Here is a 25266-nt window from a genome sequence, read left to right as displayed (position 1 = left end):
TCGAGTTCGGGGCGGCTTGTGTCGTTCACGCACGGTTGCGTGACACGTGCGCCGTTCGTGCGCTCTGGCCGCTCCGGCCCGCATACGTGAGGCTTGCGACCGTCCGCATCGCGGACGGTCTGCAGTCCACTCGAGAGGAACGGGTGCACGTGCCCCAGGACAACCCCTTCACCGCCGGCTCGTTCGAAGACTTCCCCGGTTTCCCGGACGGCACGGTGGGCCTCACCGCCGCCGACACCGCCCGGATCGCGGGAAGCGGAAGCGGCCTCTGGGCGGCCGACGGAACGGTGAACCCGGACGCTGTCCGGCTCGGCCAGACCCTCGCCACCGCGCTCCTCGGCGGCGGCGGCCCCGGCACGGCGAGCGCCGAGTCGCTGCTCCCGGCCGAACTCGCGGCGCACGTCGAGGAGATCCGCGGCGTGGCCTGGCCCGCGTACCACCGCATCGAGGCGACGGACGGCGTCAAGCTCTCCGCCTTCAGCCTCTACCAGCTCGGCCCCGGCCCGCATCCGCTCGTCGTCGTCCCGGCGGGCTGGACCCCGTTCGGCTGGCCGCTGTTCCTCTGGGCGTACCTCAGCCTCGCCCGCCGCGGTTACCACGTCATCGCCTACACGCCCCGCGGCCTCGGCATCCCCGGACTGCCCTCCACCTCCGAGGGCTTCGTCGAAGTGGCCGGAGCCGACGACTGGGCCGACGGCTCCGCCGTCATCGACTTCGCCGTCCAGCACTTCGGCCCGAGCGGCATCGGATTCCTCGGCGAGTCCTACGGCTCCGGCATCAGCCAGCTCGTCGCCGCCCACGACGACCGGGTCTCCGCCGTCGTCGCCCTCAGCACCTGGGGCAACCTCGCCACCAGCCTCTACGACAACAAGACCCGGCACCTCGCCGCCGTGAAGGCGCTGATCTCGCTCACCGGCGGACCGGTGGAGGAGAAGTTCAGCGAGGCGAACCAGCAGATCCTCGCCGACTTCCAGGCCGACCGGAACCTGGACGAGGTCGTCAGGTGGGGGCGGAGGCGCTCCCCCGAGTCGTACCTGCCCCTCACCAACGGGAACGAGACGCCCACCTTCTTCTCCAACACCTGGCACGAGAGCCTCTTCCCGGTCAACCAGGTCCTGACGACCTTCGAGGGCCTGCGGGTGCCCAAGCGGCTCAACCTGTGGATCGGCGACCACGCCGCCCCCGAGGGTCCCGGGCTCCTCGGTACGGAGCCCCGCAAGGCCAACGTCCCCATGGAGGAGGCGTACGCCTGGCTCGACCACCACCTCAAGGGCGAGAGCAACGGCGTCGAGGACTGGGAACAGGTCTCCAGCCAGGTGATGTTCACGTACGTCACGGAACCGGTCACGGACCCCGGCACCGGCGAGCCGACCGGGGAGAACCGGATCGTCGAACCGGCGGTCCGCGAGACCCGCGCCGACTGGAGCGAGGTCACCACGCGCGTCGAGGTGCTCGGCCTCACCGGCGACGGGGCCGGCGGCGCCGACGGCCTGCTCGTCCCGCGCGCCGACGAGGGGAACGCCCCGCCGGAGGAGACCGGCTGGCGGCGCGCGTTCGTCGCGGGCGTGGACACCGAGGCCACCGCCATGGACCTGCCGCTCATGAAGACAGGCCAGGCGGAGTGGGCCGGCAACCCCAAGATCTACGACACCCGCAAGATCGACCGGCGGCACGCCGTGGCCTGGACGACCGAGCCGCTCCTCGCGCCCGAGGGACACGAGGGACCCGAGGGGGAGGGGCGCGCGGCCCGCCGCGTCCGGGGGATCCCGCGCCTGCGCCTCACGGTCCGCTCCACCGCCACCTCGGCGGGCCTCGTCGCCCATCTCCTGGACGTCGCCGAGGACGAGACGGCCCGGATCATCACCCACGAACCGCTCAACGTGTACGGCCTGACGCCCGACCAGGACACCACCGTGACCTGGCAGCTCCAGGCCGCCGCGTACGACATCCAGGCCGGCCACCGGCTGATGCTGGTCGTCGACAGCATGGACCCGCTGTACGGCGGCGCCTCCATCACCTGGACGCAGACCGCCTTCGGCTCACCGGAGGACGAGCCCTCGTTCCTGGAACTGCCCTTCGGCTGAGCCCGGGAGGGAGTACGGAGGGGGTGGGGGCGCGGACGGACATCGCACCCCCACCCCCACCACGTCACTTCAACGGCGCGAGGTCCAGATGCTCGCGGAGCGTCGTCCCCGTGTACGCGGCCCGGTACACCCCGCGCTCCTGGAGCGCGGGCACCAGCAGGTCCACGATGTCGTCGAGCCCTTCCGGGATCAGGTACGGCGAGACGTTGAAGCCGTCGACGGCGCCGTGCCGCACGAAATGCGCGAACTTCTCCGCGAGCGCCGCCGGAGTGCCCACGTGCCCGCGCTGCGGGCCCAGCTCGATGACGGCCTCCCGCAGCGACCAGCCGTTGGCCTCCGCCTTCTCGCGCCACTCGGCGACCGTCGCCAAGGTGTCCCTGAACCTGCTCGACCCGAACGTCCCCGTGTACTCGGCGATGACCGGTTCCTCGGCCGGCAGGGGGCCGTCGGCGTCCCGATCGGACAGATCGATGTTCCACAGCCGGCCCGCGATGCCGAGGGCCACGGCGGGGGTGACCTGTTCGAGGCGGACCCAGCGGGCCTTCTCCTCCGCCTCCTTCTCCGTCGCCCCGATGATGATCTCCGTACCCGGCAGGATCCGCAGGGCGTCCTCGGGACGCCCCGCCGCGCGCAGCCGTCGCCGGACGTCCTCGGCGAAGGCCAGGGCGTCGTCGAACTCCAGACCGTGCGCGGAGAAGATCACGTCGGCGTTCCGCGCCCCGAAGTCCCGGCCCTCACCGGAGTCCCCGGCCTGGAAGATCGCCGGGTGGCCCTGAGCGCTGCGCGGCAGGGTCGGCGCGAGATCGACGTCGAAGTGCGCCCCGCGCGACCGTACGCGGCCGACGGCCCCCGGCACCGACCAGGAACGCGCGTCGGCGGACTCGGCCGTCGCGCCCTCCGTCCAGCCGTCCCACACGGCGCGCGCCACGGAGAGGAACTCCTGGGCGCGCGTGTAGCGGTCGGCGTGGTCGAGGAAGCCGCCGCGCCGGAAGTTCTCCCCGGTCCAGGCGTTGTGCGTGGTCACCATGTTCCAGCCGGCCCGGCCGCCGGAGAGCAGGTCGAGGCCCGCGAGGCGCCGGGCCAGGTCGGTCGGCTCGTTGTAGGTGGTGTTGGAGGTGGAGACCAGACCGATGCGGTCGGTGGCGGCGGCGATCGCCGACAGCTGGGTGATCGAGTCGGGGCGGCCCGCGACGTCCAGCTCGTGGATCCCTCCTCCCGACTCGCGCAGCCTCAGCCCGTCGCCGAGGAAGAAGGCGTCGAAGAGCCCGCGTTCGGCGGTCCGCGCCACGCGGAGGAACGAGGCCGGATCGATCTGCGAACCGCTGGCCGGGTCCGACCAGATCGTCCAGTGGTTGACCCCCTGGAAGAACACGCCGAAGTGCAGCTGGGCGTCCGGGCGGGGGACGTCGGTGGGGTCGGTGCGGGTCATCGGGTCTCCTCCCGGACGAGAGCGGCGGCGGTGTCGGTGGCGGAGTCGGTGTCCGTGCCGCTCGCGAAGCGGCTGAGGGGCCGGGAGAGGCCCAGCGAGGTACGGAGGGTGGTGCCGGGCAGCGGGCGCGTCGCGAGCCGCCGGACGAACAGCTCCGGCAGGACGAGACGGGAGAGCACGGCCAGGTCCTCGTCGAGGACCAGCGGCAGCAGCCGGACCCCGTCGACCTGCGCGGCGAGTTCCGCGAGGAGGCTCACCAGACCGTCGGCGGACCCCGTGTACCGGAGCCGGTCGGGGCGCTCCTCCCAGGGGGAGTACCGCTCCAGATCGGCGATCCGGTCCCGGGCCGACTCGCGCGGGGTGTCGAGGGCCACCTCGATCTCGGCGAAGGCCAGCGGCGCGCCGGCGGCCCTGGCCGCCTCGCCCGCCGCGCCGGTCTCGGCCGCGGTCGCCGCGCCGACCAGCGCCACATCGGTGAGACCGGCCGGGACGAGACCCTGGCGGGCGAGGACCACGGGACGGCCCTGCGGGGGGCGCGGCACGATGGACGGGCCCTTCACGGAGTACGTCTCGCCGGTGAAGTCGATGGCGTGGAGCCGCTCACGGTCCAGATAGCGGCTCGTGGCCACCGACCGGATCACCGCGTCGTCCTCCCACGAGTCCCACAGGTCCCGGACGACACGGAGCCCGTCGTGGGCTTCGCGTGCGAGGGCCGCGGAGCCCTCGACGAGGGGCCGCCCCCAGGCCCGTGCGGCCGCCGGGTCCTCCTCGACGCTCACCACCCAGCCGGCGCGGCCGGCCGAGGCGTGGTCGAGGGAGGAGAGCTGCGAGGAGACGTGGAACGGTTCGGCGTAGGTGGTGGCCAGTACCGGGGCCACTCCGAGGACGCTCGTCGACGCGGCGATGAACGCGGCCCGCTCGACCGCGCCGATCCGGCCCACCGGGTCGGCGCCGGACGACGGCGGCAGGATCGAGTCGTCCAGGGTGACGAGCGTGAATCCGGCGTTCTCGGCGGCGGCCGCGCTCCGGGCGAGCCGGCGCGGGCTCAGCAGGTCGCCGGGAGCGTGCGCGGCGCGGCGCCAGGCGGCCGGATGGGCACCGTCGCCGTCGAGTTCGACGGCCAGGCGCAGGGCAGGGCGGGGCATGGGAGAAGTCCTTCCGGAAGACAGGAGCGCGCGGCGGGACACGGGAGCGCGAAGGCGCGCCGGCGTACGGCAGTGCGGTGGGATGTCACGGAACGCGCGCACCCGCGAGAGACGGGTCAGGGGCTGCTCGTCCGGCGGATCAGGGCCGGGGAGTCCCTAGGCGTCGGCGGAAGGACAGATGGCCGAGGACGTACGGCAGAAGTCGACGTGCCGGCGGCAGACCAGTGGCGCCACCGGTCGGACGAGGTCGCGCGGTGCCGCGTTCGATGCGTGCACGTGCGCCTCCCCTCGTCTTCGGTCCCGCTCCGTCCCGCGATCCAGGAAGGAACGTCTCACCATAGGCAGGCGGGCTTCCGCGCTGTCAAGGCCGTCCCGGCAGGTGGGAGCGTCAGCAGGCCGTGGGAGGAGGGGAGTTGTCGGCCGTGGGGAGGAGCGAACATGCACCCGGAGAACGACGCGCCGCCCCGGCCGTCGCCTCTAGCGTGCCCGCATGACCCGATTCACCCGCGCGGCCGCGGCCGCCGTCCTCGCCTGTTCCCTCGCCTTACCCGGAGCCCTCGCCACCGCCGGCCCGTCCGTCGCGGTGGCTCCGGCCACCGTCGCGGCTCCGGTCACCGCCGTCGCCCCGGTCACCGGTGTGGCTCCGGCGACCGCCCTGGCCCCGTTCGTCGCTGCGCAGTCGGGCGGGGTGCCCGTCGTACCGGGCACCGCACGGCCCGCGCTGCCCGCGCCCACGGGGCCGTACGCCATCGGCCGTACGGTCCTGCCGCTCGTCGACCGGTCCCGCACCGATCCGTGGGTCCCCACCGCCGCCGGGCGCGAACTGATGGTCACCCTCCACTACCCGGCCGCGCGGCCCGGCGACGGGCGCCCCGCCCCGTACGCCACCCGCGAGGAGGCGCGCCTCCTGATCGAGGCGCTCGGCGTCGGCTCCGCCGTCACGGGCGACGCGCTCGCCCGGATGCGGACGCACGGCGGGACCGACGCCCGCCCCGCCCCGGGCCGGTACCCGCTCGTGCTGCTCTCGCCCGGATTCGGCGGCTCCCGCTGGACGCTCTCCCACCTCGCCGAGGACCTCGCCTCGCGCGGCTACGTCGTCGCCTCCGTGGACCACGCCTACGAGTCGTACGGCATCTCCGTCCCCGGCGGCCGGACCCTGACCTGCGTCGCCTGCACCGCGCTCGACGAGGGCGGCGTCCACCCGAGCGTGGTGACCTCCACGCGCGCCGCCGACATGCGCTTCGTCCTCGACCGGCTCACCGGCCCCCGCCCCGCCTGGCGCCACGCCCGTGTCATCGACGCGCGCCGCGTCGGCATGGCGGGCCACTCGATCGGCGGGGCGAGCGCGGCCACCGCCATGGTGGCCGACCCGCGCATCGACGCCGGGGTCAACATGGACGGTTCCTTCTGGGAGGACCTGCCGGCCGAGGGCCTGCGCGGCCGTCCGTTCCTGATGCTCGGCACCCACGACGGCATGCACCTCCCCGGCGGGCAGGACGCCAGCTGGGACCGGATGTGGCCCACGCTCGACGGCTGGAAGCGGTGGGTCACCGTGGCCGGCGCCGAGCACGTCACCTTCTCCGACTTCCCGGTCATCCAGAGCCGGTTCGGCCTGCCCGGGCCGGTGCTGCCCGCCGACCGGGCCGTCGCCGTGACACGGACGTACGTGGCGGCCTTCTTCGACCGGCATCTGCGCGGACTCGCGCGGCCCGTCCTCGACGGACCCACCCCGAACAACCCGGAGGTCCACTTCCAGCACCGCTGACGCACATTCCTGGAGCCCGCCCGGGCCGCTGTGACGGCTCGGGCGGGCTCCAGGGCATCCGGGGGGATCCAGGGTTCGGGCCGTTCGCCTCAGGCGCGGTACGGCGTGTTCGCCGCCGCCCAGTCGGCCAGCGCCCGGGCGCACTCGGCGACCGACTCGCGCCAGGTGCGGGCCGCTCCGTCCCCCGCCTCGTCGCTGACGTGCTTCACCATCCGCAGCGGTACGCCGGCGACCTGGGCGACCGTGGCCAGCGCGTACCCCTCCATGTCGACGAGCGCCGCCCGCTCCGCGAGCCGGGCGCGGGAGGCCTCGTCCGCGATGAACGCGTCCCCGGTGGCCAGGACCACGTCACCGCCGTCGGGCAGGGTCAGCGGCTCTCCGTACGTCTCACCGGTCAGCGTGGCGAGGAGCGCACCGTCGAAGTCGTGCTGGAGCACGGTGCCGACGACATGCGTCCCCATGAAGCCCGGGCGCAGCGCCCCGGCGGTCCCCAGATTCACGATCCCGGACGGCCGCGGCCCCCGGCCGAGCACGGTCGCGAGGGCGGTCGCCGCGTTCACCTTGCCCATGCCGGTGAGCAGCACCGGCAGATCGGTGTCGAGGAACTGCGCCTCCTCCTTCACGGCGACGACGTACAGAGGGCGGCCGGCGACGATCTCTCCCAAGAGTTCCATGAAGGTCACGCTAATCGGCGGCCCGGCCGCCGGACAACCGACACCCGTACGACCCCCCTAAGCAGCGCGTCCACCCCTGGGACCGGCCGTCTACCCCAGGGACCGGCCCTGCTCCGCCAGCGCCTCGCCCAGCACGCGCAGCGCCTTCGGCCCCACGCCGTGCAGGGCGGCCAGCTCGGCGGCGGGTACGTCGGCGAGCTGGGCGAGCCGGGTGTAGCCGGCGGCGACGAGGGCGCGCGTCGCGGGCGCGCCGATGCCGCGGGGGAGGTCCGTCCCGGGACCGTCTGATGCGGTGGACATGGGTCGATCGTGTCACGCCCGGTGCCGCACGGCCCGGTGTCATCGGAGTGGGGCCGGTGTGTCAGACCGGCAGCAGGCGGCCGATCAGCGCGCCGAGCTGGCGCGCGTTGCGGCACGGGCGCATGTCCACGATCTCGGCGTAGGCCGGGGCCTCGGAGTCGCCCGTGCCCCACAGTGAGGGCTGCTCGGGGTTGAGCCAGTGGACCCGCCGCGCCCGGTCCGCGACCCGCTTCAGCGCCGCGAGGTTGGGGTCGGCGCGGTTGGTCCGCGCGTCACCGAGGACGAAGAGCACCGTGCGCGGGCCGACGGCTTCCGCGTACCGGTCGGCGAACTCGCCGAGCGCCGTCCCGTAGTCGCTCTGCCCGTGCCAGCCGGTCAGCTCCGCCTCCGCGAGGATGCGGTCGCCGAGCCCCGCCGGGTCCGCGGCGCCCCGCGCGATCAGCCCCGTCACCTCGTCGACCCGATTGACGAAGGCGAAGACCCGTACGCGGCTGAACTGGTCGTGCAGGGCCTGCACCAGCAGCATCGTGAACTGTGCGAAACCGGCCACCGACCCCGACACGTCGCAGAGCAGCACCAGCTCGGGCCGTCCGGGACGGCGCCGCCGCAGCACCGGACGCACCGGGACGCCTCCGGTCGCCAGCGAGCGGCGCAGTGTCCGCCGCAGATCGATCTCCCCACGCGCCGCCCGGCGCCGCCGGGCCGCCAGCCGGGTGGCCAGCTTCCGCGCCAGCGGCCGTACCGTACGGCGCAGCTCGTCCAGCTGAGCCCGCCCGGCGAGCAGGAAGTCCACCCCGTCCGCCGTCCCCGCGACCGCCCGCCGCGCGACCCGGTTCCGGCCCTGCCGCTCGGCGACCCGCCGCCGTGCCTCGGTCCTGACCCGCTCGCGAAAGGCCTCGATCCGCCGCCGGATCTCGTCGTCGAGCAGCCGGTCGGCGAACTCGGGCTCCGCGCTCCGCCGCGCCGCCCGGACCCGCGCGAGGAGGGTCTCGGGGCGCAGCCGGGACAGCGTCTGGTACGAGGACCAGCCGTCCGTCTCCGGGCCGGAGCCGAAGCCGCCGAATCCGCCCACCGCCTCGGCGGCGAGCAGCCCGAGGGCGGCCCCGTCGTCGGCGGCCAGCGCCGCCGCGAGCCGCTCCCGCAGCTCGGCGAGGTCGGCCGCGGTGCCGTCGAAGGCCGTCCGCACCCCGCCGCCGACCGGGAAGTACAGGTCGAAGACCCGGTCGAAGACGGGACGCTGCCGCTCCCCGTGGAGCAGCGTGGCCGCCAGTGCCTCCCGCACCCGCTCGCGGTCCGTGAACCCGACCGCCTCCAGGGCGTGCCCCGCGTCCACGGTCTCGCCCGTCCCGATCCCGAACCCGTGGTCGCGCAGTGCCGCCACCAGACCGGTGAGCCGTTCCGCCGTCCCGGCGGCTTCCGAAGCCGCCCCCGTCGCCTCCGGAACCGCACCGGCCGGTTCCGACGGGCTCACACCGCGTCCAGGTCGAGCTTGGCCGCGGCCTTCACGATGTCCTCCTGGTGCTTGAGGAGGACCCCCAGACTGTCCCGTACGACGTGCTCGTCCAGCCGGTCCGCGCCGAGCGCCAGCAGGGTGCGCGCCCAGTCGATCGTCTCCGACACGGACGGCACCTTGCGCAGGTCCATGGCGCGCAGCGCCCCCACGACCCGGACGACGGACGCCGCGAGCGCGGCGTCGAGCCCGGGCACCTTGCGGGTGACGATCCGGAGCTCCAGCTCCTCCTCCGGGAACCCGATGTGCAGGAAGAGGCAGCGCCGCCGGAGTGCCTCGGACAGTTCGCGGCTCGCGTTCGACGTGAGGACGACGAAGGGCCGCCGTACCGCCGCGATCGTCCCGAGCTCGGGCACGGTCACCTGGAAGTCGCCGAGCACCTCCAGGAGCAGGCCCTCGACCTCGACGTCGGCCTTGTCGGTCTCGTCGACGAGGAGGACGGTCGGCTCCTCGGACCGGATGGCGGTGAGCAGCGGCCGGGCGAGGAGGAACTCCTCGGAGAAGATGTCCGTCCGCGTCTCGTCCCAGGACTCGCCGCGCCCCGCCGTGATCCGCAGCAGCTGCTTGGCGTGGTTCCACTCGTACAGCGCGCGGGCCTCGTCGACGCCCTCGTAGCACTGGAGCCGGACGAGCCGGGCGCCCGTCACCTCGGCGACGGCCTTGGCCAGCTCCGTCTTGCCGACGCCCGCGGGTCCTTCGACCAGGAGCGGCTTGCCGAGCCGGTCAGCGAGGAAGACGGTGGTGGCGACGGCCTGCGACGCCAGGTAGCCGGTCGTGGCGAGCCGCTCGGCGACATCGTCCACGGAGCTGAAGAATCCGGTCGTCATGCCTGTCCCCCCGGGGAGCGAAAACTCTTACTGGCCAGTAGCCTCAGGGGTACTTGATCAGATCCGGCAGCACCGCACAACCGTTCCGCGAGGTCCGTGCCCGCGCGCGGGCCGCGACCCGCTGGTGCAATGAGGGGACCGGGCACGCCGCCCGGAGACCGCGCGGCGGTGGAGGTGTCGTGGCGGAACGGGACGAGGCCCTCCTGGCCAGGGTCCGGGCGATGGAGCAGGCGATCGGCGAGATCGGCACGACGCTCGACGAGACGAACACCTGCCGCGAACTCGCCACCTTCCTGGTGCGCAGGCTGGGCGGCTCCGCCGTGGTCGACCTCGCCGGCGAGCGGGGCGTCCCGCCGCGCCGGGCGGCGACGGCGCGCCTGACCTCGGAGCCGGACCGGCCCGGGGCCGATCCCCGCGCCGAGAGCCCCACACACGCCGCCCGGGGTCCCGCACACGCTGCCCCGGGCCCGGCACACGCTGCCCCGGGCCCCGCGCACAGCCTCACCGTCGCGCTCGCCGTCGGCGAGGACGAGAAACCCCTCGGAACGGTCACCGCCATCCGTACCGACGGCCACGCCCTCACCGCCCACGAGGCCGCCACCGTCCACCACGCCGCCCGCCTGGCGGCCCGCCACATCCGCCACGCGCGCCGCCTCGCCGCCACCGAGGACACCGCCCTCCACCTCCAGCGCGCCCTCGTCGCCGAGCCGGGCAGGCCGCACCCCAACCTGGAGATCGCGGGCGGCTACCTCCCCGCCGGGGCCCGCACCCTCGTCGGCGGCGACTGGTTCGAGACGGTACGGCTCCACTTCGGCCGCACCCTCCTCGTCGTCGGTGACGTGATGGGCCACGGCCTCGACGCGGCCGTCGACATGAACGCCTACCGCACGGTGCTCCGCGAGGTCGCCGCCACGGACCTGCCGCCGCACCGGGTCCTGCGCCACCTCGACTCCGTGGTCGCCGAGGACGACGCCCGCCGCCCCGCCACCTGCCTCCTCGTCCGGGTCGACCCGGCGCGCGGTGCCGCGACCTTCGCGAGCGCGGGGCACCTGCCGCCCGCCGTGTTCGGCGCGGACGGTTCGGCCGAGCTGGTCGACCTCCCGGTGGGCCCGCCGCTCGGCACCGGCGTCGGCGGCTACGAGCCCACCACCCGTACGCTCACCCCCGCCGAGACGCTGCTGCTCTTCACCGACGGTCTCGTCGAGCGCCGCGGCGAGGACATCGACGTGTCGCTGGCCCGCCTCGCCTCGCTCAGGCTTCCCCCGGACCCGGGCCCCCACCAGGTCGTCGAGGAGGTGCTGCGGCGCCTCGACGCGCACCGGGCCGAGGACGACGTGGCCGTCCTCGCGGCCCGCGTCCGCGCCCGTCGGCCGGAGTGACCCCACGCCACCCCGGTCCCACGGGCCCCGTGACACACGGTCACTTCGGCCAGCCCGCAGCCTGTTTCACACCTGCGCGGGATTCTTTCGCCAGGATGCTTGTGCGCGGCTCCGTGGCCCGGCACGCTCCTCGGTATGAACACGGCCAGGCATGCCAGTGAACGTCTGATGAGCTGGCCCTCGCTGACCCCCGGCCGCACCCATTGCGGTGCCGAGCTCGGTCTGGGCACCGCGACACAGGAGATCGTGCACTTCCACGGGGAGCACGAGGCCGACGTCCACCTCACCCGGGCCATGGTCGCGAAGCTGCGCCCGGCTCTCCTCGGGTCGAGCGCGGTCCGTCTGTGCGCCGGCTCCGGGTGGGTGACGGTCCGTCTGGACATGGGCTCCGACATCGACCTGCTCGCCACGCTGGTGAGCGCGGCGCTCCAGGCCAACGGCGTTCCCGACGTCGCCCCGGACGGCTGCACCCGCACCCGCCCGGTCCCCGGCACCCGCTGAGCACCGCCCGGCGCGTCGAACCGGACCGGTACGTCCGGCGGGCGTCCACGCGGTGTCTGCGCGGCGTCTGCGCGGCGCCTACGCGGGCATCGGGAAGAGCATGCAGGTGCTGGTCGCGTGCGCGAGCAGCCGGTCCTCCGCGTCGTACAGGCCCGCCTCCGCCAGCGCGGTGCGGCGCCCCCGCGACAGGACGGTCCCGATCGCCCGCACCTTCCCGGTGTCCATCGTGATCGGCCGGAGGAAGCGGGTCGACAGGTCGAGCGAGGTGTACGCCGTGCCCTGGGGGAGCGTGGAGTGCACCGCGCAGCCGGCGGCGGAGTCGAGCAGGGTCGCGTACACCCCGCCGTGCACGCTCCCGATCGGGTTGTAGTGCTCCTCGCCCGGCTCGAAGGCGAACACCGCCCGGCCCTCCTCGACCTCTTCGAGGCCGAAGCCGAGCAGTGCGGCGATCGGGGGCCCGGGCAGCCGCCCGGCCACCATCTCGCGCAGGAAGTCGAGCCCCGCCATCGTCCCCGCGGCCCGGGCGCTCGCCCCCGCGTCCTGCCACTCGACCGTCCGTGACCGCACTGTCACAACTCCGCTCCGTGAGGGCCTGTCCGGCCCGCCCACCTGCTGACTCTGTACGGCGAAGCTAGCTCTCGCGTCAGCTGACTGTCAACGACGCAGTCAGGTGGCTAGAGTGTGACGATGAAGTGGCTGGAGACGGACACCGAGAACTGCTCGGTCCGCCGCACCCTGGACCTCGTCGGCGAGAAGTGGAGCCTGCTCATCCTGCGGGACGCCTTCAACGGGGTCCGACGCTACGACGAGTTCCGGCGCCACCTCGGCCTCTCCGAGGCCGTCCTCGCCGACCGCCTCCGCAAGCTCGTCACGGCCGGCGTCCTGCGCGCCGAGCCCTACCGCGAACCCGGTGCCCGCACCCGGTACGAGTACCGGCTCACCCCCAAGGGCGTCGACCTCTGGCCCGTACTCCTCGCCCTGAAGCAGTGGGGGGACGCCTACGCGGGAGATCCCGAGGGGCCCGTGCTCGACATCCGGCACACCGACTGCGGGTCGCCCGTCCGCGTGGTCGTCCAGTGCGAGGGCGAGGAGCACGCCACCCTCGCCGCCCGGGACGTCACCGTCCGCCCCGGCCCCGGAGCACGCCCCTTCACCCGCTGACTCGATCCACCCGGCCCGCCCCCACCAAGCGGGGCGTCACCCGTTAGGACTCACCTCGGTGGTGTCCCGGCCCCCGGACGGGTACCCCACGAACCATGCCCCCCACTCCCGGCCCGCCGGACGACGCTTCCCCCACCGAGCAGGGTCACTGGTTCCACCGGCTCCACACCCGCCTTCTCGCCTCATCGGTCGGCCTCGCCTGGAACCGCGGCCGCGCCATGGAACTCATGCACCGCGCCATGGGCTTCGCGGCGCTCAGCCTGCTCACCCTCGTCCCGCTCCTCATCGTCGTCGCGGCGGCCGACCTCGCCAGCGGAAAGGGATTCGCCCGCTGGCTGGTCCAGGGCCTCGGCGTCTCCGAGGTCTCCGAGGAGGAGGTCGAGCGGCTCTTCGGCCAGCCGGGGCAGGCCCTCCAGCGCACCACCGCCTTCGGCCTCGCCGCCCTCGCCGCGTTCGGCGTCACCTTCGGATCCGCCGTCCAGACCGGGTACGAGCGGGCCTGGGACCTCCCCACCGCCCGCTGGCACACCATGTGGCGGCACGTCGTCTGGCTCGCCGTCCTCGTCGCCGCCCTGCTCCTCTTCGTCGCCACCCCCGCCCCCGAGGAGTCACCGGCCTCGACGACCCTCGCCGTCGCCGTCGCCGACCTCGTCGGCACCTTCCTCTTCTTCTGGTGGTCGCAGCGCTTCCTCCTCTGCGGCCGCATCCGCTGGCGCGCCCTCGCCCCCGGCGCCGTCCTCACCGCGCTCGGACTGCTCGGGCTGCGGATCTTCTCCCAGCTCGTCTTCTCCCCGCTCATCGCCTCCAACGCGGTCACGTACGGCCAGTTCGGCACCGTCCTCGTCCTCCAGTCCTGGCTCGTCGGCGTCGGCTTCGTCGTGTACGGAGGCGCCCTCGCCGGGCGCCTCGTCCACGAGCACCTCGTCCGCCGCCGCCTCGGCCGCGACCTCACCGGCGGCGCGTGACCGGCCCGTGCGGCGCTACTGGTCCCTGCGGCGCACCGCGAGCACGGTCACCACGGCCGCGCCCAGCGCCCACAGCGCGTACACCAGCCATGCCGCACCGGTCGTCCACGGGTACAGGACCTCGCCGAACCCCGCCGGCACCAGCCGCCGCCACGCGTGCAGCGGCGTCGCGTGGGCCAGCACAGCCGTGAGGTGCCGCCGGTCGGAGAGCACCGACGGCAGCAGCAGGAGCAGCACCACCGAGCCGACGATCGAGATCGCGCTCTGCCGCAGCAGCGCGCCCAGCGCCATCCCGACCAGCGCGCAGACCGGCGCGAGCAGCGCGGACGCGACGACGATCCGCAGCGCCCCCGGGTGCGTGATCGGCAGACCGGCACCCCGTACGTCCAGGATCGCCTGCGTCGACCAGAACGAACCGGCCGCGACCACCGCCCCGAAGAGCGTCTGCACGGCCGCCACGACCAGTACCTTCGCCCCCATCACCGAGCTCCGCGCCGGCACCGCCGCGAACGTCGTCCGGATCAGCCCGCTGCCGTACTCGCCGACCACCGCCACCGCCCCCATGGCGGCGCTGCAGAGGATCAGCACCATCTGCGCGTTCCCCGTGAACGCGTCCCACAGCGCCATGCCCTGCTTCACGAAGGCGGCCTGGCTCTCCGCGTCGTACTGGAACCAGTACCGGTAGTGGTCCCAGGCGGTTCCGGCGTTGAAGGCGACCACGGCCAGCGCGCTCAGCAGCAGCGTCCAGCCCGTGGACCGCAGCGACCACAGCTTCAGCCACTCCGACGCCACCAGGTCACGGAAACGGGCACGCGGCTCCACCACGGAAGCCGTACGCACATCGAGGGCGGTCATCGGGCGTCTCCTGCCACGTATTCGACACTGTCGGCGGTCAGTTCCATGAACGCCTCCTCCAGAGAGGCGGTACGGGTGGTCAGCTGGTCGAGCAGCAGCCGGTTCTCCAGCGCGAGCGCGCCGATCCGCGCCGCGGGCAGCCCCGTCACCGTCAGCCGACCGTCCTCCTCCGTCACTTCCGCCCCCTCCGCGAGCAGCAGCGGCGTCAGCGCCGACGGATCCGGCGTACCGACCGTCACGCTCAGCCGCGCTCCACGGGCGGCGAACACCGACAGGCTCTCCGCCGCGATCAACTCACCCCGGCCGATCACGACCAGCTCGTCCGCCGTGTGCTCCATCTCCGTCATCAGATGGCTGGAGACGAAGACCGTGCGGCCCTCCGCGGCAAGGCGCCGGAACAGCCCCCGCACCCACTTCACGCCCTCCGGATCGAGCCCGTTGAGCGGCTCGTCGAACAACAGCACCGGCGGGTCGCCGAGCAGCGCGCCGGCGATCCCGAGCCGCTGCCGCATCCCGAGCGAGTACCCGCCGACCCGGCGCCGGGCCGCCCCCGCGAGCCCGACCTCGTCGAGCACCTCGTCGACCCGGGAGAGGGGGATGCGGTTGCTCCGCGCGAGGACCGCCAGGTGCGCCCGTGCGGTCCTCCCGTCGTGCACGTCACCGGCGTCGAGGAGCGCGCCGACGTGCCGGAGGCCGCGCGGCCGGTCCGCGAAGGGCCGCCCGTCGACCGTCACCGTGCCGCTCGTCGGTGTGTGCAGCCCCAGGACCATCCGCAGCGTCGTGCTCTTCCCCGACCCGTTGGGCCCGAGGAACCCGGTCACGACGCCCGGCCGGACGGTGAACGTGAGGGAGTCGACAGCGGTCTTGGAGCCGTAGCGTTTGGTGAGTTGCCTGACTTCGATCATGTGCACCACCGTGCCGCGCGGAGGCCTTCCGGGGCATCGGACCAGCAAGGACACTCGGCGGGCCGCACGGTCACCCCGGGGTGTACACCCCCGGTCCGATGTCCCGGCAGAGGACGGCCCTCTACGATCACCGCATGTCCGCCACCCCGTCAGCACCCTTCTTCAAGAGGCTCACGCCCGGTGGGTGGGCCGCCGTCGCCTGGGCCGCGGGCATCGTCTTCACCGCCCTCCTCCGGATCAGCGTGCCCGGCCAGGAGGGGCCGGACGTCCTGCCCGGCTTCGTGATCCTGCGGTGGGACGGCCTCCTCATGCTGGCCGTCGCCACGCTCCTCTCCCTGCGCGGCAGCGCCCTTCTCGCCCGTCGCCCGACCGCCGCCCTGCGCTACCTCCTCGTCGCCTCGGTCATCGCCTCCACCCCCCTCGGCGTCACCGCCATCCCCTTCGCCCAGTACCTCGCGGTCGACGTCGCCCTCTACGCCATCGCCGCGGCCCGCCCCCGCCGCGAGGCCTGGCGGGCACTCCTGCTCGCCCTCGGCCTGATCGTCGTGTACCTGGCGGTGCGGCTGCTCTCCGGCTGGAGCGCCGGCACCACGAGCGGTCTGGCCGTGGGCCTCACCGCCCTCGTGGCCTGGCTCCTCGGCCGCTCCGAGGCGCAGGCCCGGGAGTACGCCGAGCAGAGCCGCGCCCAGGTCGCCGAGCAGGCCGTCACCGCCGAACGGCTCCGCATCGCCCGCGAGATGCACGACACGGTCGCGCACAGCATCGGCATCGTGGCCCTCCAGGCGGGTGCGGCCCGGCGTGTCATCGACACGCAGCCCGAGGGCGCCCGGCAGGCCCTCGCGGAGATCGAGACGGCGAGCCGCGAGACCCTGGCGGGACTGCGCCGCATGCTCGGCGCCCTGCGCACCGCGGACCAGGCCGACGCGACCTTCGCCGACCGTACGGAGGAGGCGTTCCGTACGGAGACGGCGGTGGAGACGGCGACGGCAACGGGGACGGCGGTGGAGACGGCGACGGTTACGGGGACGGGGGCGGGGACGAGGACGGCGGCGCACGGCGAAACCGCGCCCGGGACCGGCGTCGGGACCGGCACCGGGACCGAGGGCGGCCGTGCCGCCGAGCCGCCCGGACCGGCCCGGCCGCGCGCCCTCCCCGAGATGCCCGGCCTCGCCGCGCTCGACCGGCTCGCCGAGGTCACGGGGGCCGCCGGGGTCCGCATCGCGGTCCGGCGGGTCGGCGCCCCGCGCCCCCTGCCCCCGGAGATCGACCTCTCCGCGTTCCGTCTCGTCCAGGAGTCCGTCACCAACGTCGTGCGCCACTCCGGCGCCGACACCTGCACGGTGACCGTCGACCACCGGGACCCCGAGGCCGTCGCCGTCACCGTCGAGGACCGCGGCCCGACCCCCGGCAGGGAGCGCGAACGCCCCGGCGGAGGCTCCGGCTACGGCCTCGCGGGCATGCGCGAGCGCGTCGCCCTGCTGCACGGAGAGTTCACCGCCGGCCCCCGCCCCGGTGGCGGCTACCGCGTCACCGCCCGCCTTCCCCTCCCCACAGGAGCCACCGCCCGATGAGCGAGTCCACCGTCGAGCAGAACCCCGGCACGCGGTCCGTCGCCGAGCAGCCCGTCGTCAAGCAGTCCGCCGCCGAGCAGCCCGCCGACGTCGTCGGCCCCGTCCGTGTCGTCCTCGCCGACGACCAGCCCCTCGTCCGCACCGCGCTCCGGATGGTCATGACGGACACCGCCGACCTCGTCGTGGTCGGCGAGGCGGCGAACGGCGCGGAGGCCGTCCGCCTCGTCGAGGAGACCGGCGCCGACGTCGTCGTGATGGACCTGCGCATGCCCGGTACCGACGGCATCGAGGCGACCCGCCTCGTCACCTCGGGCCCCACCGGCGCCCGGGTCGTCGTCCTCACCACCTTCGACGACGACGACCACGTCTACGGGGCGCTGCACGCCGGGGCCTCCGGCTTCCTCGTCAAGGACATGGCCCTGGACGACATCCTCGCCGCCGTCAGGATCGTCGCCGCCGGCGACGCCCTCATCGCGCCCGGCGTCACCCGCCGGCTCATCAAGGAGTTCACCGGCCGCCCGCACCGGCCTGCCGCCGCACCCCGTCGCGGCACCGAGGGCATCACCGACCGCGAACGCGAGGTGCTCACCCTCGTCGGCAGCGGCCTCTCCAACACCGAGATCGCCGCCGCGCTCCACATCAGCATCGCCACCGCGAAGACGTACGTCACGCGCCTCCTCTCCAAACTCGACGCCCGCGACCGCGTGCAGCTGGTGATCATCGCGTACGAGGCGGGCCTCGTCTCCGTGGCCTGAGCCGGCCCGCCCGACCAGGATCGCCCGACCAGGATCGCCTGCCCCGGTGATCACACGATCCGGTGATCTCCCCGCCACGGGCGGGGCGGCGGCTCCCGGGCCGATTGGATGGAGGAATCCCATCGGCCCGTCGAAAGAGAGCCGCCCATGGCGAACATCTGGCTGCCGCCCGTCGAGTACGTCGCGACCCTGCCGAGAGCGACCGCGTACGCCTGCCTGTACTTCACCGACACGGGCGGCCGCCCGTTCCAGCTCCGCGCCTCCTACCGCGCCGAGCTCTGGCAGTGGCCCGGCGGGAACATGGACCCGGGGGAGACCCCTTGGCAGACGGCCGTGCGCGAGTGCCACGAGGAGACCGGCCTCGACTTCACCGGGAAGCCGCGGCTCCTCGGCACCCATTTCACGACCGACCGGGGCGAGGAGTGGCCGGCCAACCACATCGGCTTCATCTTCGACGGCGGCACGCTGACGGACGAGCAGATCGCCGCGGTCGTCCTGGACCCCGACGAGCACAGCGAGTACAGCGTGCGCTCCCTTGAGGAGTGGGAGCGCGAGATGACGCCGTGCGAGTTCGCCCGCCTCGCCGAGATCGACCGGGCCCGCAGGACCGGATCGACGGTGTACGTGGAGACCGGCACCGCCGCGGACTGACCAGGGGGTGGGGCCGTCCGCCCGGGCGGCCCCACCCGTGCCGGTCCGTCCGTCGTGACGCCTCAGGCCCGGCAGCCGACCGGGTGGGCGACGTCGATCACGAGGCGCTCCGGGGAGTGCAGCGTGAAGGTCTTGTAGGCGGGCTTGGTGTCGAAGGCGGCCCCGACCGTGACCACCCCCTCGAAGTCGCCCGTGAGCGCGAGCCCCTTGAGCGCGGGCAGATGGATCCTCAGGAGCCGCGGCCCCTGGTAGACGTTCCGCCCGCTGTCGTCGTGGGCAGCGGCGGGGGAGAGCGTGATCTGCAGGAAGTACGTACCGGCGAGGGGGACCCGCTGCCCCGAGCCGTCGTAGTGCAGCGCGCTCGCCTGCCGCACGGTGACCGGGGGCACGCCGCCCCGTATGTCGATGACGATCCGGTCGAAGCCGGTGTGTCCGCCCCAACGGGCGTTGACGACCTGGGCCGTGGTCGGTGGTGTCGAGGTGCGGGACGGGGCGCCGGAAGCGCCTGCCGGGATCGTGGCGCCGATCCCGGCGGTCAGAAGGATCCCTGCGGCGACGGCCGCGAGAGTGTGACGGTGATGCATGACGTCCCCCAATTTCTCCTGCTCCGGGGACAAGTGGTGTCACTGGCAGAGACATCCACCACAACCATACGGTTCCGCCATATATGCGGTAAAAGTGCGTTATGTGCTGGAGCGCGACGGCCGACCTCTGGGCGGGCCTCGGGATCACGGCCGTCGGCCTGGCCTCGGTCGCCTCCGTACGCCGTGCCGGGGACGCGCCCCTCGCCGCCCTGCCCCTGCTCCTCGGCGCCCACCAGGTCGTGGAGGCCGCCGTCTGGCGCTCCGGCGGGGGAGCGGGCCCCGCGACCCTCGCCTGGGCCGTTATCGCGCTGCCCCTCCTGCCCGTCTGGGTCCCGGTCGGCGTCCTGACCGCGGCGCGCCCCGTCGACCGCCGGCGCCTGTCCGTGCCGCTCGCCGCGGGCCTCGCGACCACCGCCGTCCTCGCGTACCGCCTCGCGACCCGCCCGGTCACCGCCGAGATCCGCGGCCACACCCTCGGCTACGTCGTCGACCTGCCGTACGCGGCCCTGCTCATCACCGGCTATCTCCTCGCCACGGTCGGCGCGCTGCTCCTCGCCCGCGACCGGATCCTGCGCCTGCTGGGGCTCCTGACGGGGGCCGGAGCGGTCGTCTGCGCGCTGCTGTGGAGCGCGGAGTTCGTCTCCACCTGGTGCGCGCTCGCGGCCGTCGCGTCCGTGGTGCTCCTCGTCTGGGTCCGAAGTCGGGCGTAACCCCTCGGCGCCTCAGTAGTTGACCAGGGCATGAAGAAGCGCAGCATGCTCGCCATCGCCTCCCTCGCCGCAGGCGTCGTCACGGCCCTCATCACCCCGCCGCCGCACGCCAGCGCCGCGGAGAACCCCCTCGGCGGTGCCACCGGCCTCCTCCAGGAGGACCAGGGAGCCGAGACCGTCACCCAGACAGTGGAGACCGTCCAGGGAGCCGGGTCCGCCCTCCAGACGCCGAAGGCCGGCGGACTGCTCTGACCCAGGGGCCTGTCCGCGCCGTCCGGCGCCCCGCGCCCCCACGGGTGGCGCGGGGCACCGGCGCGCCGCGACACGGGAGGGGGTGGCCCGTGCGCGCGCCGTGCGCGAGTAATGACAGGATGTCCCCATGAGCGACAACGTTTACTTCGACATCACCATCAACGACGAGCCGGCCGGCCGGATCGTCTTCAAGCTGTTCGACGACGTCGTCCCGAAGACGGCGAAGAACTTCCGCGAGCTCTGCACCGGCGAGCACGGCTTCGGCTACGCCGGCTCCCCGTTCCACCGCGTCATCCCGAGCTTCATGCTCCAGGGCGGTGACTTCACCCGGGGCAACGGCACCGGCGGCAAGAGCATTTACGGCGAGAAGTTCGCCGACGAGAACTTCCAGCTGAAGCACGACCGCCCGTACCTGCTCTCGATGGCGAACGCCGGCAAGAACACCAACGGCTCGCAGTTCTTCATCACCACGATCGTCACCGACTGGCTCGACGGCAAGCACGTCGTCTTCGGCGAGGTCGTCGAGGGCCAGGACCTGGTCAAGAAGATCGAGGGCCTCGGCTCCTCCTCCGGCGCCACCAAGGCCACCATCAAGGTCGCCGAGTCCGGCGTCGTCAAGGTCTGACCAGGCTCTTGACCCGAGGCCGGATCAGCAGCACTGGGATCAGAAGCACTGATCGGTAGCCTCCGCGGAGCATGAGCCGAGGGCCCGTGGCCCTCGCTCGCCCGCACGGCGGGGCAGGGGAGCACCGTCCACAGGACGCACGGCTCCCCGCCCCGGCCGACGCGGCAGCCGGCCCCGAGCACGGGGCCGCTTCGCCTCAGGCGAAGGCGAACGCGTTCCGCTCAGGAACCGCACCAGGTGCGACCGCGCCTCCGCCGCGCTCTGCGCCACGAACTCCACCGGTTCGCCCACGGCCCCGGCGAGAGCCCGCGCCTGCTCGCGCGGCGACACCGCGACAGGACCCGTCAGGACGTACGTACGCCGCGCGTGCGCCGGATCGCGCAGCGCCGCAGCGGCGACCTCCGCGATGTCCGCCGGGTCCACCACCGGCAGCGCCACATCGGATTCCTCAGCGGCCGATCAGCTCGCCCGGCCCTCCTCGCCGAAGCGGCGCTCGAACTGCGCGATCCGGCCCTCGGAGTCCACGGTCCGCGCCTTTCCGGTGAAGAAGGGGTGGCTCTCGGAGGAGATCTCCACGTCGATCACCGGGTACGTGTTGCCGTCGTCCCACGCGATGGTCCGCTCGCTGGTCGCGGTGGACCGGGTCAGAAAGGCGTACCCGGCCGACCGGTCCCGGAAGACCACGGGTCCGTACTCGGGCTGCTTGTCCTGCTGCACGTGTCCTCCTCGGGCTTGCGCCCTGACTCGTCCGCCCGACGTGAGCGTCTCGGCTCGTCCGGCCTGATCCGGCACGGGCACCCTCAGCCTCCCCGGGCATGGGCCGACCGACCAGCGCCACGGGCCCGACCGGGTGACGGCCGGGGACGTGCTGCTCCTCGGCCAGGGCGTCCCGCTCCTCGGCCGGGACGTCCTGCTCCTCGGCCAAGACGTCCCGCTCCTCGGCCGGGACGTCCTGCTCATCGGGTCTCCGGCCAGCGGGCCGCGAGCAGCAGAGCGATGTCGTCCGGCCTGGCCGTGGCCTGCCGGGCCTCCCGGATCAGCCGGTCCGCCGCCTCCGGGAGCGCCATCGAACCCGTCGCCGCGAGCGCCTGCCGCAGGCTCTCGATCCCCTCGTCGATGTCCGTGCCGGGCCGCTCGACCAGCCCGTCCGTGAACAGCGCGAGGACGGCGCCGGGCGCGAGCCGCAGCCGCGTCACGGGGTACGAGGCACGGTCGTCGACCCCCAGCACCACCCCGCCCGCCAGCTCCACCAGCTGCGACGTCCCGTCCGGGTGCAGCAGCAGCGGCTGCGGATGCCCGGCCCGTACCGCCCGCACCTCTCCCGTCCCGGGGTCGAGCAGCACGTAGCAGCAGCTCGCGAACTGGCCGGGATCCAGGTCGATCAGGAGCCGGTTCGTGCCCCGCATGACGTCCTGCGGCCGATGGCCGCCCAGCGCGAAAGCCCGTACGGCGCTGCGCAGCTGACCCATCGTGGCCGCGGCCGCCACCCCGTGCCCCTGGACGTCGCCGATCACGAGCGCCAGCCGGTCATGCGCCGTCTCGATCACGTCGTACCAGTCGCCGCCCACGTCCATGCCCTCGGTGCCCGGCAGGTAGCGGCCGACGGTGTCCACCCCGGCCCGCACGGGCAGCCGGTGCGGCAGCAGCGCGTCCTGGAGCCCCCGCGCGACCGCAGACTCCGTGTCGTAACGCTGCGCCCGTGACAGGGCCTGTGCGATCAGGCCCGCCAGGGCGGTGAGCACGGTCCGCTCCTCCGGGCTGAACGTGCGGGGGCGGTCGAAGCCGAGGATGCAGGAGCCCACCGGCCGCCCCGAGGCGATCAGCGGCAGGAAGGCGCGGGCCCCCGTGTGGGTGTCGAGCGGGAGACTCGGGTACGCCAGCCTCAGCTGGTCCATCGACTCGAAGAAGAGCGGTCGGCCCGTCGTCAGGGTCTCCACCCCCGGCACGTGGGAGTCCAGCGTGACCCCGTCGAAGGGTTCGAGGAAGCCCGGCGGAAAGCCCGTCTCCCAGGCCAGATACAGGCGGCGGTCGCTCAGCAGATAGATCGCCAGCTGCCGCCCGCCGAAGGCCGGCAGCAACTCCTCCGTCACCACGGCCGACACCTGGCGGGCCGTCACGGCCTCCGAGAGGGCGATCGCCAGCGCCACCGGCCGGTACAGGGCCGCTGCCCGGTCACCGCCGCCCCCGAGACCGTCGTCGTCCGCCCGGTCGGGACGGCGCGCCCCCGTAGGGCCGGTCGGCGCCCCGACGACCGGCGGCGCGTGCGGTGCTCCTTCCGGTGCTCCTTCCGGTGTTCCTTCCGGTGTTCCTTCCGGGGTTCGTTCCTGTGCTCCGGCCGGTGCTTCGACCTGCCCTCCGGCCTGTGCTCCGGCCTGGGCGAGGCCCGTGGGCTCCTCCTCCGGGATGAGCACCATGGTCACGCCGTCCCGTCCCGGATGCAGGGAGACGGTGAGCCACCGTCCCCGCTCCGGACGGGCCAGGAAGCGCACCGTCTCGTCGGAGAGCAGCGCGGCCCGGAGCTGGTCCTCGTGGAAGGGGAGCCCGAACCAGGGCAGCGCCTCCCACAAGGGCCGCCCCGCGAGTGCGCCGCGCGGTCGGCCGAGGAGCCGCTCCGTCCGTTCGTTGAGGTACGTGATCCGGCCCAGCCGGTCGATCGCCAGGATCGCCCGCGGCAGCCGGTCCGTGGCGTCCGAGCCGACGAGACCCGTCCCGAGGTCGACGAGCGTGCCCGCGAGCCGGCCGCCGGTACGCGGGTCACCGGGCCGTTCCGGCGTGTTCTGCCGGGCCCTGGCCGACACCTCCAAGAGGTGCAGTCCGCCGTCCGGACCCCTCAGCCGGATCCTGCGCACCGTCGGCCGTCCGTCCTCTCCCGTCGCCTGCAACGCCGCCGCCCACAGCGCGTACGCGTCCTCCGGATCCAGCCGGGAGGTGAGCACCTCGATCGAGCAGGGCGAGACCGCCCCCGTCCCGAGGATCTCCCGCAGCCCGCCGTCCATCGTGACCGTGCCCGAGTCCAGGTCCCAGTCGAAGGAACCGAAGCGCACGGGAGGCGCGGAACCCGACGACAGCTGCACGCACACCGGGTCACCGGTCCACTCGACCGCGGTCCCGTGCGCCGCCAGGCCGGCCAGCGTCTCGCCGAGCCGGCGGGCGTCGCCGGCCATCCGGCCCCGGTCGCGCGCGCTCACGGCCTCGCCCGGCCTCGGCGCCCGCAGCGCCACGAGCACCCCGAACCGCTCGCGGCCCGCGATCACGGGCGTGTACAGCGAGGCGAAGGGGAACGGCAGGCTCGCCACCAGCTGCGGGAACCGCCGCATCGCGTCCTCGACGTCGGCCAGATGGACGGCCTGCCCCGAGCGGTGGACCTCCGCCACCGGGAACGGCCGGTTCACATGCATCCGCCACCACGGGCGGAACAACGGTCCCGGGAGGCCCACCAGCACCGCGAGCCGTAGCAGGCCCGGGGTCTCCGACCGCAGATACACCCCGCCCGCGTACCCGCCGACCGCCTCGACCGCCCGCAGCGCCGCCTCCGCGAGCGCCCGCGTCAGCGCGCCGGAAGAGGTCCCGTCGGCCCCGGTCCCGGAAGGGCGCCCGGAACCGTCCGCCGCCGGGCCGGGGCCGGACGTGCCGTGCGAGGTCACACAGCCAGGATGCGCCCGCGGCGAAAGACCCCGCATCCCGGACCCCGTGCGTGACACCCTCGAGCCTCGTGTGCGCCGCCCGGCCTTGTTGACCGCACGCGTCCGCACCGTCACACTCGGTCGTCGACCATCGCCGCCGCAGACGCGCGGCGCCACCACCTCGCTGCCAGGGGGCACGATGACGGGCCGGGTTCTTCCGTACGACGTTCAAGGCGAAGGGCCCGCACGGGCCCTCGTGCTGCACAACTGGTTCGGCGACCGGACCAGCTTCGCCCCGCTGCGCAACCATCTCGACCCCTCCGTCGGCACGTACGCCTTCGTCGACTGCCGGGGCTACGGCGAGGCCCGTGACATCGAAGGCGCCTACACGATGGAGGAGGTCGCCGCCGACGCCCTCGCCGTCGCCGACGACCTCGGCTGGGACTCGTTCTCCGTCATCGGGCACTCGATGGGCGGCAAGGCCGCACAGCTGATGCTGCTCGACGCGCCCGGCCGCGTCCGCTCCCTCATCGGCGTCTCACCCGTCTCCGCCGCGGGATTCCCGCTCGACGGGGAGACCTGGGAGCTCTTCGCCGGGGCCGCCGACTCCCCGGCGAACCGGCGCGCGATCATCGACAACACCACCGGCGGCCGGTACGACGACGCCTGGCTGAAGGCCCTCGTCGACCGCTCCGTCAGCCGCTCATCGGCGACGGCCTTCCGCGCCTATCTGGACTCCTGGTCCGGTCCCGACTTCCACGAGCGCGTCCGCGACAACCCCACTCCCGTCCTCCTCGTCGTCGGCGCCCACGACCCGGCGCTCGGCTCGGAGACGATGGAGGCGACCTGGCTGCGCTGGTACCCGAACGCGCGCCTCGAAGTCCTCAAGGACGCCGGCCACTACGCCCCCGAGGAGACCCCGCAGGCCCTCGCCGAGGCCGTCGAGGCCTTCCTCGCCGCCTGACGGGACCTTCCGCGGTGTCACCGGGGACTTC

General features: G+C 74.0%; 26 protein-coding genes. 13 read left to right on the top strand and 13 right to left on the bottom strand.

What is annotated here, in order from left to right:
* Nucleotides 1-149: 149 nt before the first annotated feature.
* The gene (locus ACFC0G_RS24110; RefSeq protein ID WP_376406524.1) at nucleotides 150-2084 is read left to right on the top strand and encodes an alpha/beta fold hydrolase; all 1935 of its coding nucleotides are present in this window, start codon (nucleotides 150-152) and stop codon (nucleotides 2082-2084) included.
* Nucleotides 2085-2148: 64 nt separating this feature from the next.
* Here ACFC0G_RS24110 and ACFC0G_RS24105 read toward each other — a convergent pair whose 3' ends face one another.
* The 3 genes from ACFC0G_RS24105 to ACFC0G_RS24095 form a co-directional block, all read right to left on the bottom strand.
* Nucleotides 2149-3513, bottom strand: a complete 1365-nt coding sequence (locus ACFC0G_RS24105) for an NtaA/DmoA family FMN-dependent monooxygenase (RefSeq protein ID WP_376406522.1) — start codon at nucleotides 3511-3513, stop codon at nucleotides 2149-2151.
* The gene (locus tag ACFC0G_RS24100) at nucleotides 3510-4658 is read right to left on the bottom strand and encodes an LLM class flavin-dependent oxidoreductase (protein ID WP_376406520.1); all 1149 of its coding nucleotides are present in this window, start codon (nucleotides 4656-4658) and stop codon (nucleotides 3510-3512) included. Before ACFC0G_RS24100 ends, ACFC0G_RS24105 begins: the two co-directional genes overlap by 4 nt.
* 156 nt (nucleotides 4659-4814) lie before the next feature.
* On the bottom strand, nucleotides 4815-4934 hold the full coding sequence (locus ACFC0G_RS24095; protein WP_376406518.1) for a putative leader peptide: 120 nt from the start codon (nucleotides 4932-4934) through the stop codon (nucleotides 4815-4817).
* A gap of 214 nt (nucleotides 4935-5148) precedes the next feature.
* On the opposite strand from ACFC0G_RS24095, the gene ACFC0G_RS24090 reads away from it, so the two are divergent.
* On the top strand, nucleotides 5149-6423 hold the full coding sequence (locus ACFC0G_RS24090; RefSeq protein WP_376406516.1) for an alpha/beta hydrolase family protein: 1275 nt from the start codon (nucleotides 5149-5151) through the stop codon (nucleotides 6421-6423).
* A gap of 89 nt (nucleotides 6424-6512) precedes the next feature.
* Here ACFC0G_RS24090 and ACFC0G_RS24085 read toward each other — a convergent pair whose 3' ends face one another.
* The 4 genes from ACFC0G_RS24085 to ACFC0G_RS24070 all read right to left on the bottom strand — a co-directional run bounded on the left by ACFC0G_RS24085 (nucleotide 6513) and on the right by ACFC0G_RS24070 (nucleotide 9734).
* Nucleotides 6513-7097 carry a nucleosidase gene (locus ACFC0G_RS24085; protein ID WP_376406514.1) on the bottom strand — a complete coding sequence of 195 codons (585 nt, stop codon included), beginning with the start codon at nucleotides 7095-7097 and terminating at the stop codon, nucleotides 6513-6515.
* Between the two features lie 90 nt (nucleotides 7098-7187).
* Nucleotides 7188-7397, bottom strand: coding sequence for a DNA-binding protein (locus ACFC0G_RS24080; protein ID WP_376406512.1), 210 nt, complete (start codon nucleotides 7395-7397; stop codon nucleotides 7188-7190).
* A 61-nt stretch (nucleotides 7398-7458) separates the two neighbouring features.
* Nucleotides 7459-8868: a VWA domain-containing protein gene (locus tag ACFC0G_RS24075; RefSeq protein WP_376406510.1), complete on the bottom strand. Its 1410-nt coding sequence runs from the start codon at nucleotides 8866-8868 to the stop codon at nucleotides 7459-7461.
* On the bottom strand, nucleotides 8865-9734 hold the full coding sequence (locus ACFC0G_RS24070) for an AAA family ATPase (RefSeq protein WP_376406508.1): 870 nt from the start codon (nucleotides 9732-9734) through the stop codon (nucleotides 8865-8867). The genes ACFC0G_RS24075 and ACFC0G_RS24070 overlap by 4 nt, the downstream gene beginning before the upstream one ends.
* Before the next feature lie 179 nt (nucleotides 9735-9913).
* On the opposite strand from ACFC0G_RS24070, the gene ACFC0G_RS24065 reads away from it, so the two are divergent.
* Both ACFC0G_RS24065 and ACFC0G_RS24060 read left to right on the top strand, forming a co-directional pair.
* Nucleotides 9914-11113 (top strand): PP2C family protein-serine/threonine phosphatase, encoded by a 1200-nt coding sequence (locus ACFC0G_RS24065; protein WP_376406506.1) that lies wholly within the window; start codon nucleotides 9914-9916, stop codon nucleotides 11111-11113.
* A 135-nt stretch (nucleotides 11114-11248) separates the two neighbouring features.
* Nucleotides 11249-11614 (top strand): luciferase family protein, encoded by a 366-nt coding sequence (locus tag ACFC0G_RS24060; RefSeq protein WP_376406504.1) that lies wholly within the window; start codon nucleotides 11249-11251, stop codon nucleotides 11612-11614.
* Nucleotides 11615-11692: 78 nt separating this feature from the next.
* Here the strand turns inward: ACFC0G_RS24060 and ACFC0G_RS24055 are convergent, their stop codons facing one another.
* Nucleotides 11693-12187: a PaaI family thioesterase gene (locus ACFC0G_RS24055; protein ID WP_376406502.1), complete on the bottom strand. Its 495-nt coding sequence runs from the start codon at nucleotides 12185-12187 to the stop codon at nucleotides 11693-11695.
* 114 nt (nucleotides 12188-12301) lie between these two features.
* Here ACFC0G_RS24055 and ACFC0G_RS24050 point away from each other — a divergent pair, with 114 nt between their 5' ends.
* Together ACFC0G_RS24050 and ACFC0G_RS24045 are read left to right on the top strand one after the other, a co-directional pair.
* Nucleotides 12302-12775: a winged helix-turn-helix transcriptional regulator gene (locus tag ACFC0G_RS24050; RefSeq protein ID WP_376406500.1), complete on the top strand. Its 474-nt coding sequence runs from the start codon at nucleotides 12302-12304 to the stop codon at nucleotides 12773-12775.
* Between the two features lie 95 nt (nucleotides 12776-12870).
* Complete coding sequence (locus ACFC0G_RS24045) at nucleotides 12871-13740, top strand: YhjD/YihY/BrkB family envelope integrity protein (protein ID WP_376406498.1); 870 nt, start codon at nucleotides 12871-12873, stop codon at nucleotides 13738-13740.
* A gap of 15 nt (nucleotides 13741-13755) precedes the next feature.
* On the opposite strand, the gene ACFC0G_RS24040 is transcribed toward ACFC0G_RS24045, so the two are convergent.
* Nucleotides 13756-14595 carry an ABC transporter permease gene (locus ACFC0G_RS24040; protein WP_376406496.1) on the bottom strand — a complete coding sequence of 280 codons (840 nt, stop codon included), beginning with the start codon at nucleotides 14593-14595 and terminating at the stop codon, nucleotides 13756-13758.
* A complete protein-coding gene (locus ACFC0G_RS24035; RefSeq protein WP_376406494.1) occupies nucleotides 14592-15500 on the bottom strand; it encodes an ATP-binding cassette domain-containing protein in 909 nt (302 codons plus the stop codon). The genes ACFC0G_RS24040 and ACFC0G_RS24035 overlap by 4 nt, the downstream gene beginning before the upstream one ends.
* Nucleotides 15501-15634: 134 nt before the next feature.
* Here ACFC0G_RS24035 and ACFC0G_RS24030 point away from each other — a divergent pair, with 134 nt between their 5' ends.
* From ACFC0G_RS24030 to ACFC0G_RS24020, 3 genes are all read left to right on the top strand, one after another.
* Nucleotides 15635-17071 (top strand): sensor histidine kinase, encoded by a 1437-nt coding sequence (locus tag ACFC0G_RS24030; RefSeq protein ID WP_376406492.1) that lies wholly within the window; start codon nucleotides 15635-15637, stop codon nucleotides 17069-17071.
* Nucleotides 17068-17826: a response regulator gene (locus ACFC0G_RS24025; protein ID WP_376406490.1), complete on the top strand. Its 759-nt coding sequence runs from the start codon at nucleotides 17068-17070 to the stop codon at nucleotides 17824-17826. Before ACFC0G_RS24030 ends, ACFC0G_RS24025 begins: the two co-directional genes overlap by 4 nt.
* Before the next feature lie 147 nt (nucleotides 17827-17973).
* Nucleotides 17974-18477 (top strand): NUDIX domain-containing protein, encoded by a 504-nt coding sequence (locus tag ACFC0G_RS24020; RefSeq protein WP_376406488.1) that lies wholly within the window; start codon nucleotides 17974-17976, stop codon nucleotides 18475-18477.
* 62 nt (nucleotides 18478-18539) lie between these two features.
* Here the strand turns inward: ACFC0G_RS24020 and ACFC0G_RS24015 are convergent, their stop codons facing one another.
* Nucleotides 18540-19061 carry a hypothetical protein gene (locus ACFC0G_RS24015; protein ID WP_376406486.1) on the bottom strand — a complete coding sequence of 174 codons (522 nt, stop codon included), beginning with the start codon at nucleotides 19059-19061 and terminating at the stop codon, nucleotides 18540-18542.
* Nucleotides 19062-19162: 101 nt separating this feature from the next.
* On the opposite strand from ACFC0G_RS24015, the gene ACFC0G_RS24010 reads away from it, so the two are divergent.
* From ACFC0G_RS24010 to ACFC0G_RS24000, 3 genes are all read left to right on the top strand, one after another.
* Entirely contained in the window at nucleotides 19163-19771 is a 609-nt protein-coding gene (locus tag ACFC0G_RS24010; RefSeq protein WP_376406484.1) for a DUF6629 family protein, read from the top strand.
* Nucleotides 19772-19801: 30 nt separating this feature from the next.
* On the top strand, nucleotides 19802-20023 hold the full coding sequence (locus ACFC0G_RS24005; protein ID WP_376406482.1) for a hypothetical protein: 222 nt from the start codon (nucleotides 19802-19804) through the stop codon (nucleotides 20021-20023).
* A gap of 127 nt (nucleotides 20024-20150) precedes the next feature.
* Nucleotides 20151-20648, top strand: coding sequence for a peptidylprolyl isomerase (locus tag ACFC0G_RS24000; protein WP_376406480.1), 498 nt, complete (start codon nucleotides 20151-20153; stop codon nucleotides 20646-20648).
* Nucleotides 20649-21107: 459 nt separating this feature from the next.
* Here ACFC0G_RS24000 and ACFC0G_RS23995 read toward each other — a convergent pair whose 3' ends face one another.
* Both ACFC0G_RS23995 and ACFC0G_RS23990 read right to left on the bottom strand, forming a co-directional pair.
* Entirely contained in the window at nucleotides 21108-21365 is a 258-nt protein-coding gene (locus ACFC0G_RS23995; RefSeq protein WP_376406478.1) for a type B 50S ribosomal protein L31, read from the bottom strand.
* A 239-nt stretch (nucleotides 21366-21604) separates the two neighbouring features.
* Entirely contained in the window at nucleotides 21605-24292 is a 2688-nt protein-coding gene (locus tag ACFC0G_RS23990; RefSeq protein ID WP_376406476.1) for a SpoIIE family protein phosphatase, read from the bottom strand.
* 178 nt (nucleotides 24293-24470) lie between these two features.
* Here ACFC0G_RS23990 and ACFC0G_RS23985 point away from each other — a divergent pair, with 178 nt between their 5' ends.
* Nucleotides 24471-25235: an alpha/beta fold hydrolase gene (locus ACFC0G_RS23985; RefSeq protein WP_376406474.1), complete on the top strand. Its 765-nt coding sequence runs from the start codon at nucleotides 24471-24473 to the stop codon at nucleotides 25233-25235.
* Nucleotides 25236-25266: the final 31 nt, after the last annotated feature.

Origin of the sequence: Streptomyces sp. NPDC056169, assembly GCF_042268445.1 — a bacterium.
In the GTDB taxonomy this organism is placed as follows: domain Bacteria; phylum Actinomycetota; class Actinomycetes; order Streptomycetales; family Streptomycetaceae; genus Streptomyces.
Note: the sequence above shows the minus strand (reverse complement) of the source record. Positions and strands in the feature narration are given on the sequence as shown.

What these genes read in the sequence shown, in the direction of transcription:
- ACFC0G_RS24105 (WP_376406522.1), bottom strand. Translation starts at nt 3,513, where the DNA reads ATGACCCGCACCGACCCCACCGACGTCCCCCGCCCGGACGCCCAGCTG.
- ACFC0G_RS24100 (WP_376406520.1), bottom strand. Translation starts at nt 4,658, where the DNA reads ATGCCCCGCCCTGCCCTGCGCCTGGCCGTCGAACTCGACGGCGACGGT.
- ACFC0G_RS24090 (WP_376406516.1), top strand. Translation starts at nt 5,149, where the DNA reads ATGACCCGATTCACCCGCGCGGCCGCGGCCGCCGTCCTCGCCTGTTCC.
- ACFC0G_RS24085 (WP_376406514.1), bottom strand. Translation starts at nt 7,097, where the DNA reads ATGGAACTCTTGGGAGAGATCGTCGCCGGCCGCCCTCTGTACGTCGTC.
- ACFC0G_RS24080 (WP_376406512.1), bottom strand. Translation starts at nt 7,397, where the DNA reads ATGTCCACCGCATCAGACGGTCCCGGGACGGACCTCCCCCGCGGCATC.
- ACFC0G_RS24070 (WP_376406508.1), bottom strand. Translation starts at nt 9,734, where the DNA reads ATGACGACCGGATTCTTCAGCTCCGTGGACGATGTCGCCGAGCGGCTC.
- ACFC0G_RS24060 (WP_376406504.1), top strand. Translation starts at nt 11,249, where the DNA reads ATGAACACGGCCAGGCATGCCAGTGAACGTCTGATGAGCTGGCCCTCG.
- ACFC0G_RS24050 (WP_376406500.1), top strand. Translation starts at nt 12,302, where the DNA reads ATGAAGTGGCTGGAGACGGACACCGAGAACTGCTCGGTCCGCCGCACC.
- ACFC0G_RS24045 (WP_376406498.1), top strand. Translation starts at nt 12,871, where the DNA reads ATGCCCCCCACTCCCGGCCCGCCGGACGACGCTTCCCCCACCGAGCAG.
- ACFC0G_RS24040 (WP_376406496.1), bottom strand. Translation starts at nt 14,595, where the DNA reads ATGACCGCCCTCGATGTGCGTACGGCTTCCGTGGTGGAGCCGCGTGCC.
- ACFC0G_RS24035 (WP_376406494.1), bottom strand. Translation starts at nt 15,500, where the DNA reads ATGATCGAAGTCAGGCAACTCACCAAACGCTACGGCTCCAAGACCGCT.
- ACFC0G_RS24030 (WP_376406492.1), top strand. Translation starts at nt 15,635, where the DNA reads ATGTCCGCCACCCCGTCAGCACCCTTCTTCAAGAGGCTCACGCCCGGT.
- ACFC0G_RS24025 (WP_376406490.1), top strand. Translation starts at nt 17,068, where the DNA reads ATGAGCGAGTCCACCGTCGAGCAGAACCCCGGCACGCGGTCCGTCGCC.
- ACFC0G_RS24020 (WP_376406488.1), top strand. Translation starts at nt 17,974, where the DNA reads ATGGCGAACATCTGGCTGCCGCCCGTCGAGTACGTCGCGACCCTGCCG.
- ACFC0G_RS24015 (WP_376406486.1), bottom strand. Translation starts at nt 19,061, where the DNA reads ATGCATCACCGTCACACTCTCGCGGCCGTCGCCGCAGGGATCCTTCTG.
- ACFC0G_RS24010 (WP_376406484.1), top strand. Translation starts at nt 19,163, where the DNA reads ATGTGCTGGAGCGCGACGGCCGACCTCTGGGCGGGCCTCGGGATCACG.
- ACFC0G_RS24005 (WP_376406482.1), top strand. Translation starts at nt 19,802, where the DNA reads ATGAAGAAGCGCAGCATGCTCGCCATCGCCTCCCTCGCCGCAGGCGTC.
- ACFC0G_RS24000 (WP_376406480.1), top strand. Translation starts at nt 20,151, where the DNA reads ATGAGCGACAACGTTTACTTCGACATCACCATCAACGACGAGCCGGCC.
- ACFC0G_RS23985 (WP_376406474.1), top strand. Translation starts at nt 24,471, where the DNA reads ATGACGGGCCGGGTTCTTCCGTACGACGTTCAAGGCGAAGGGCCCGCA.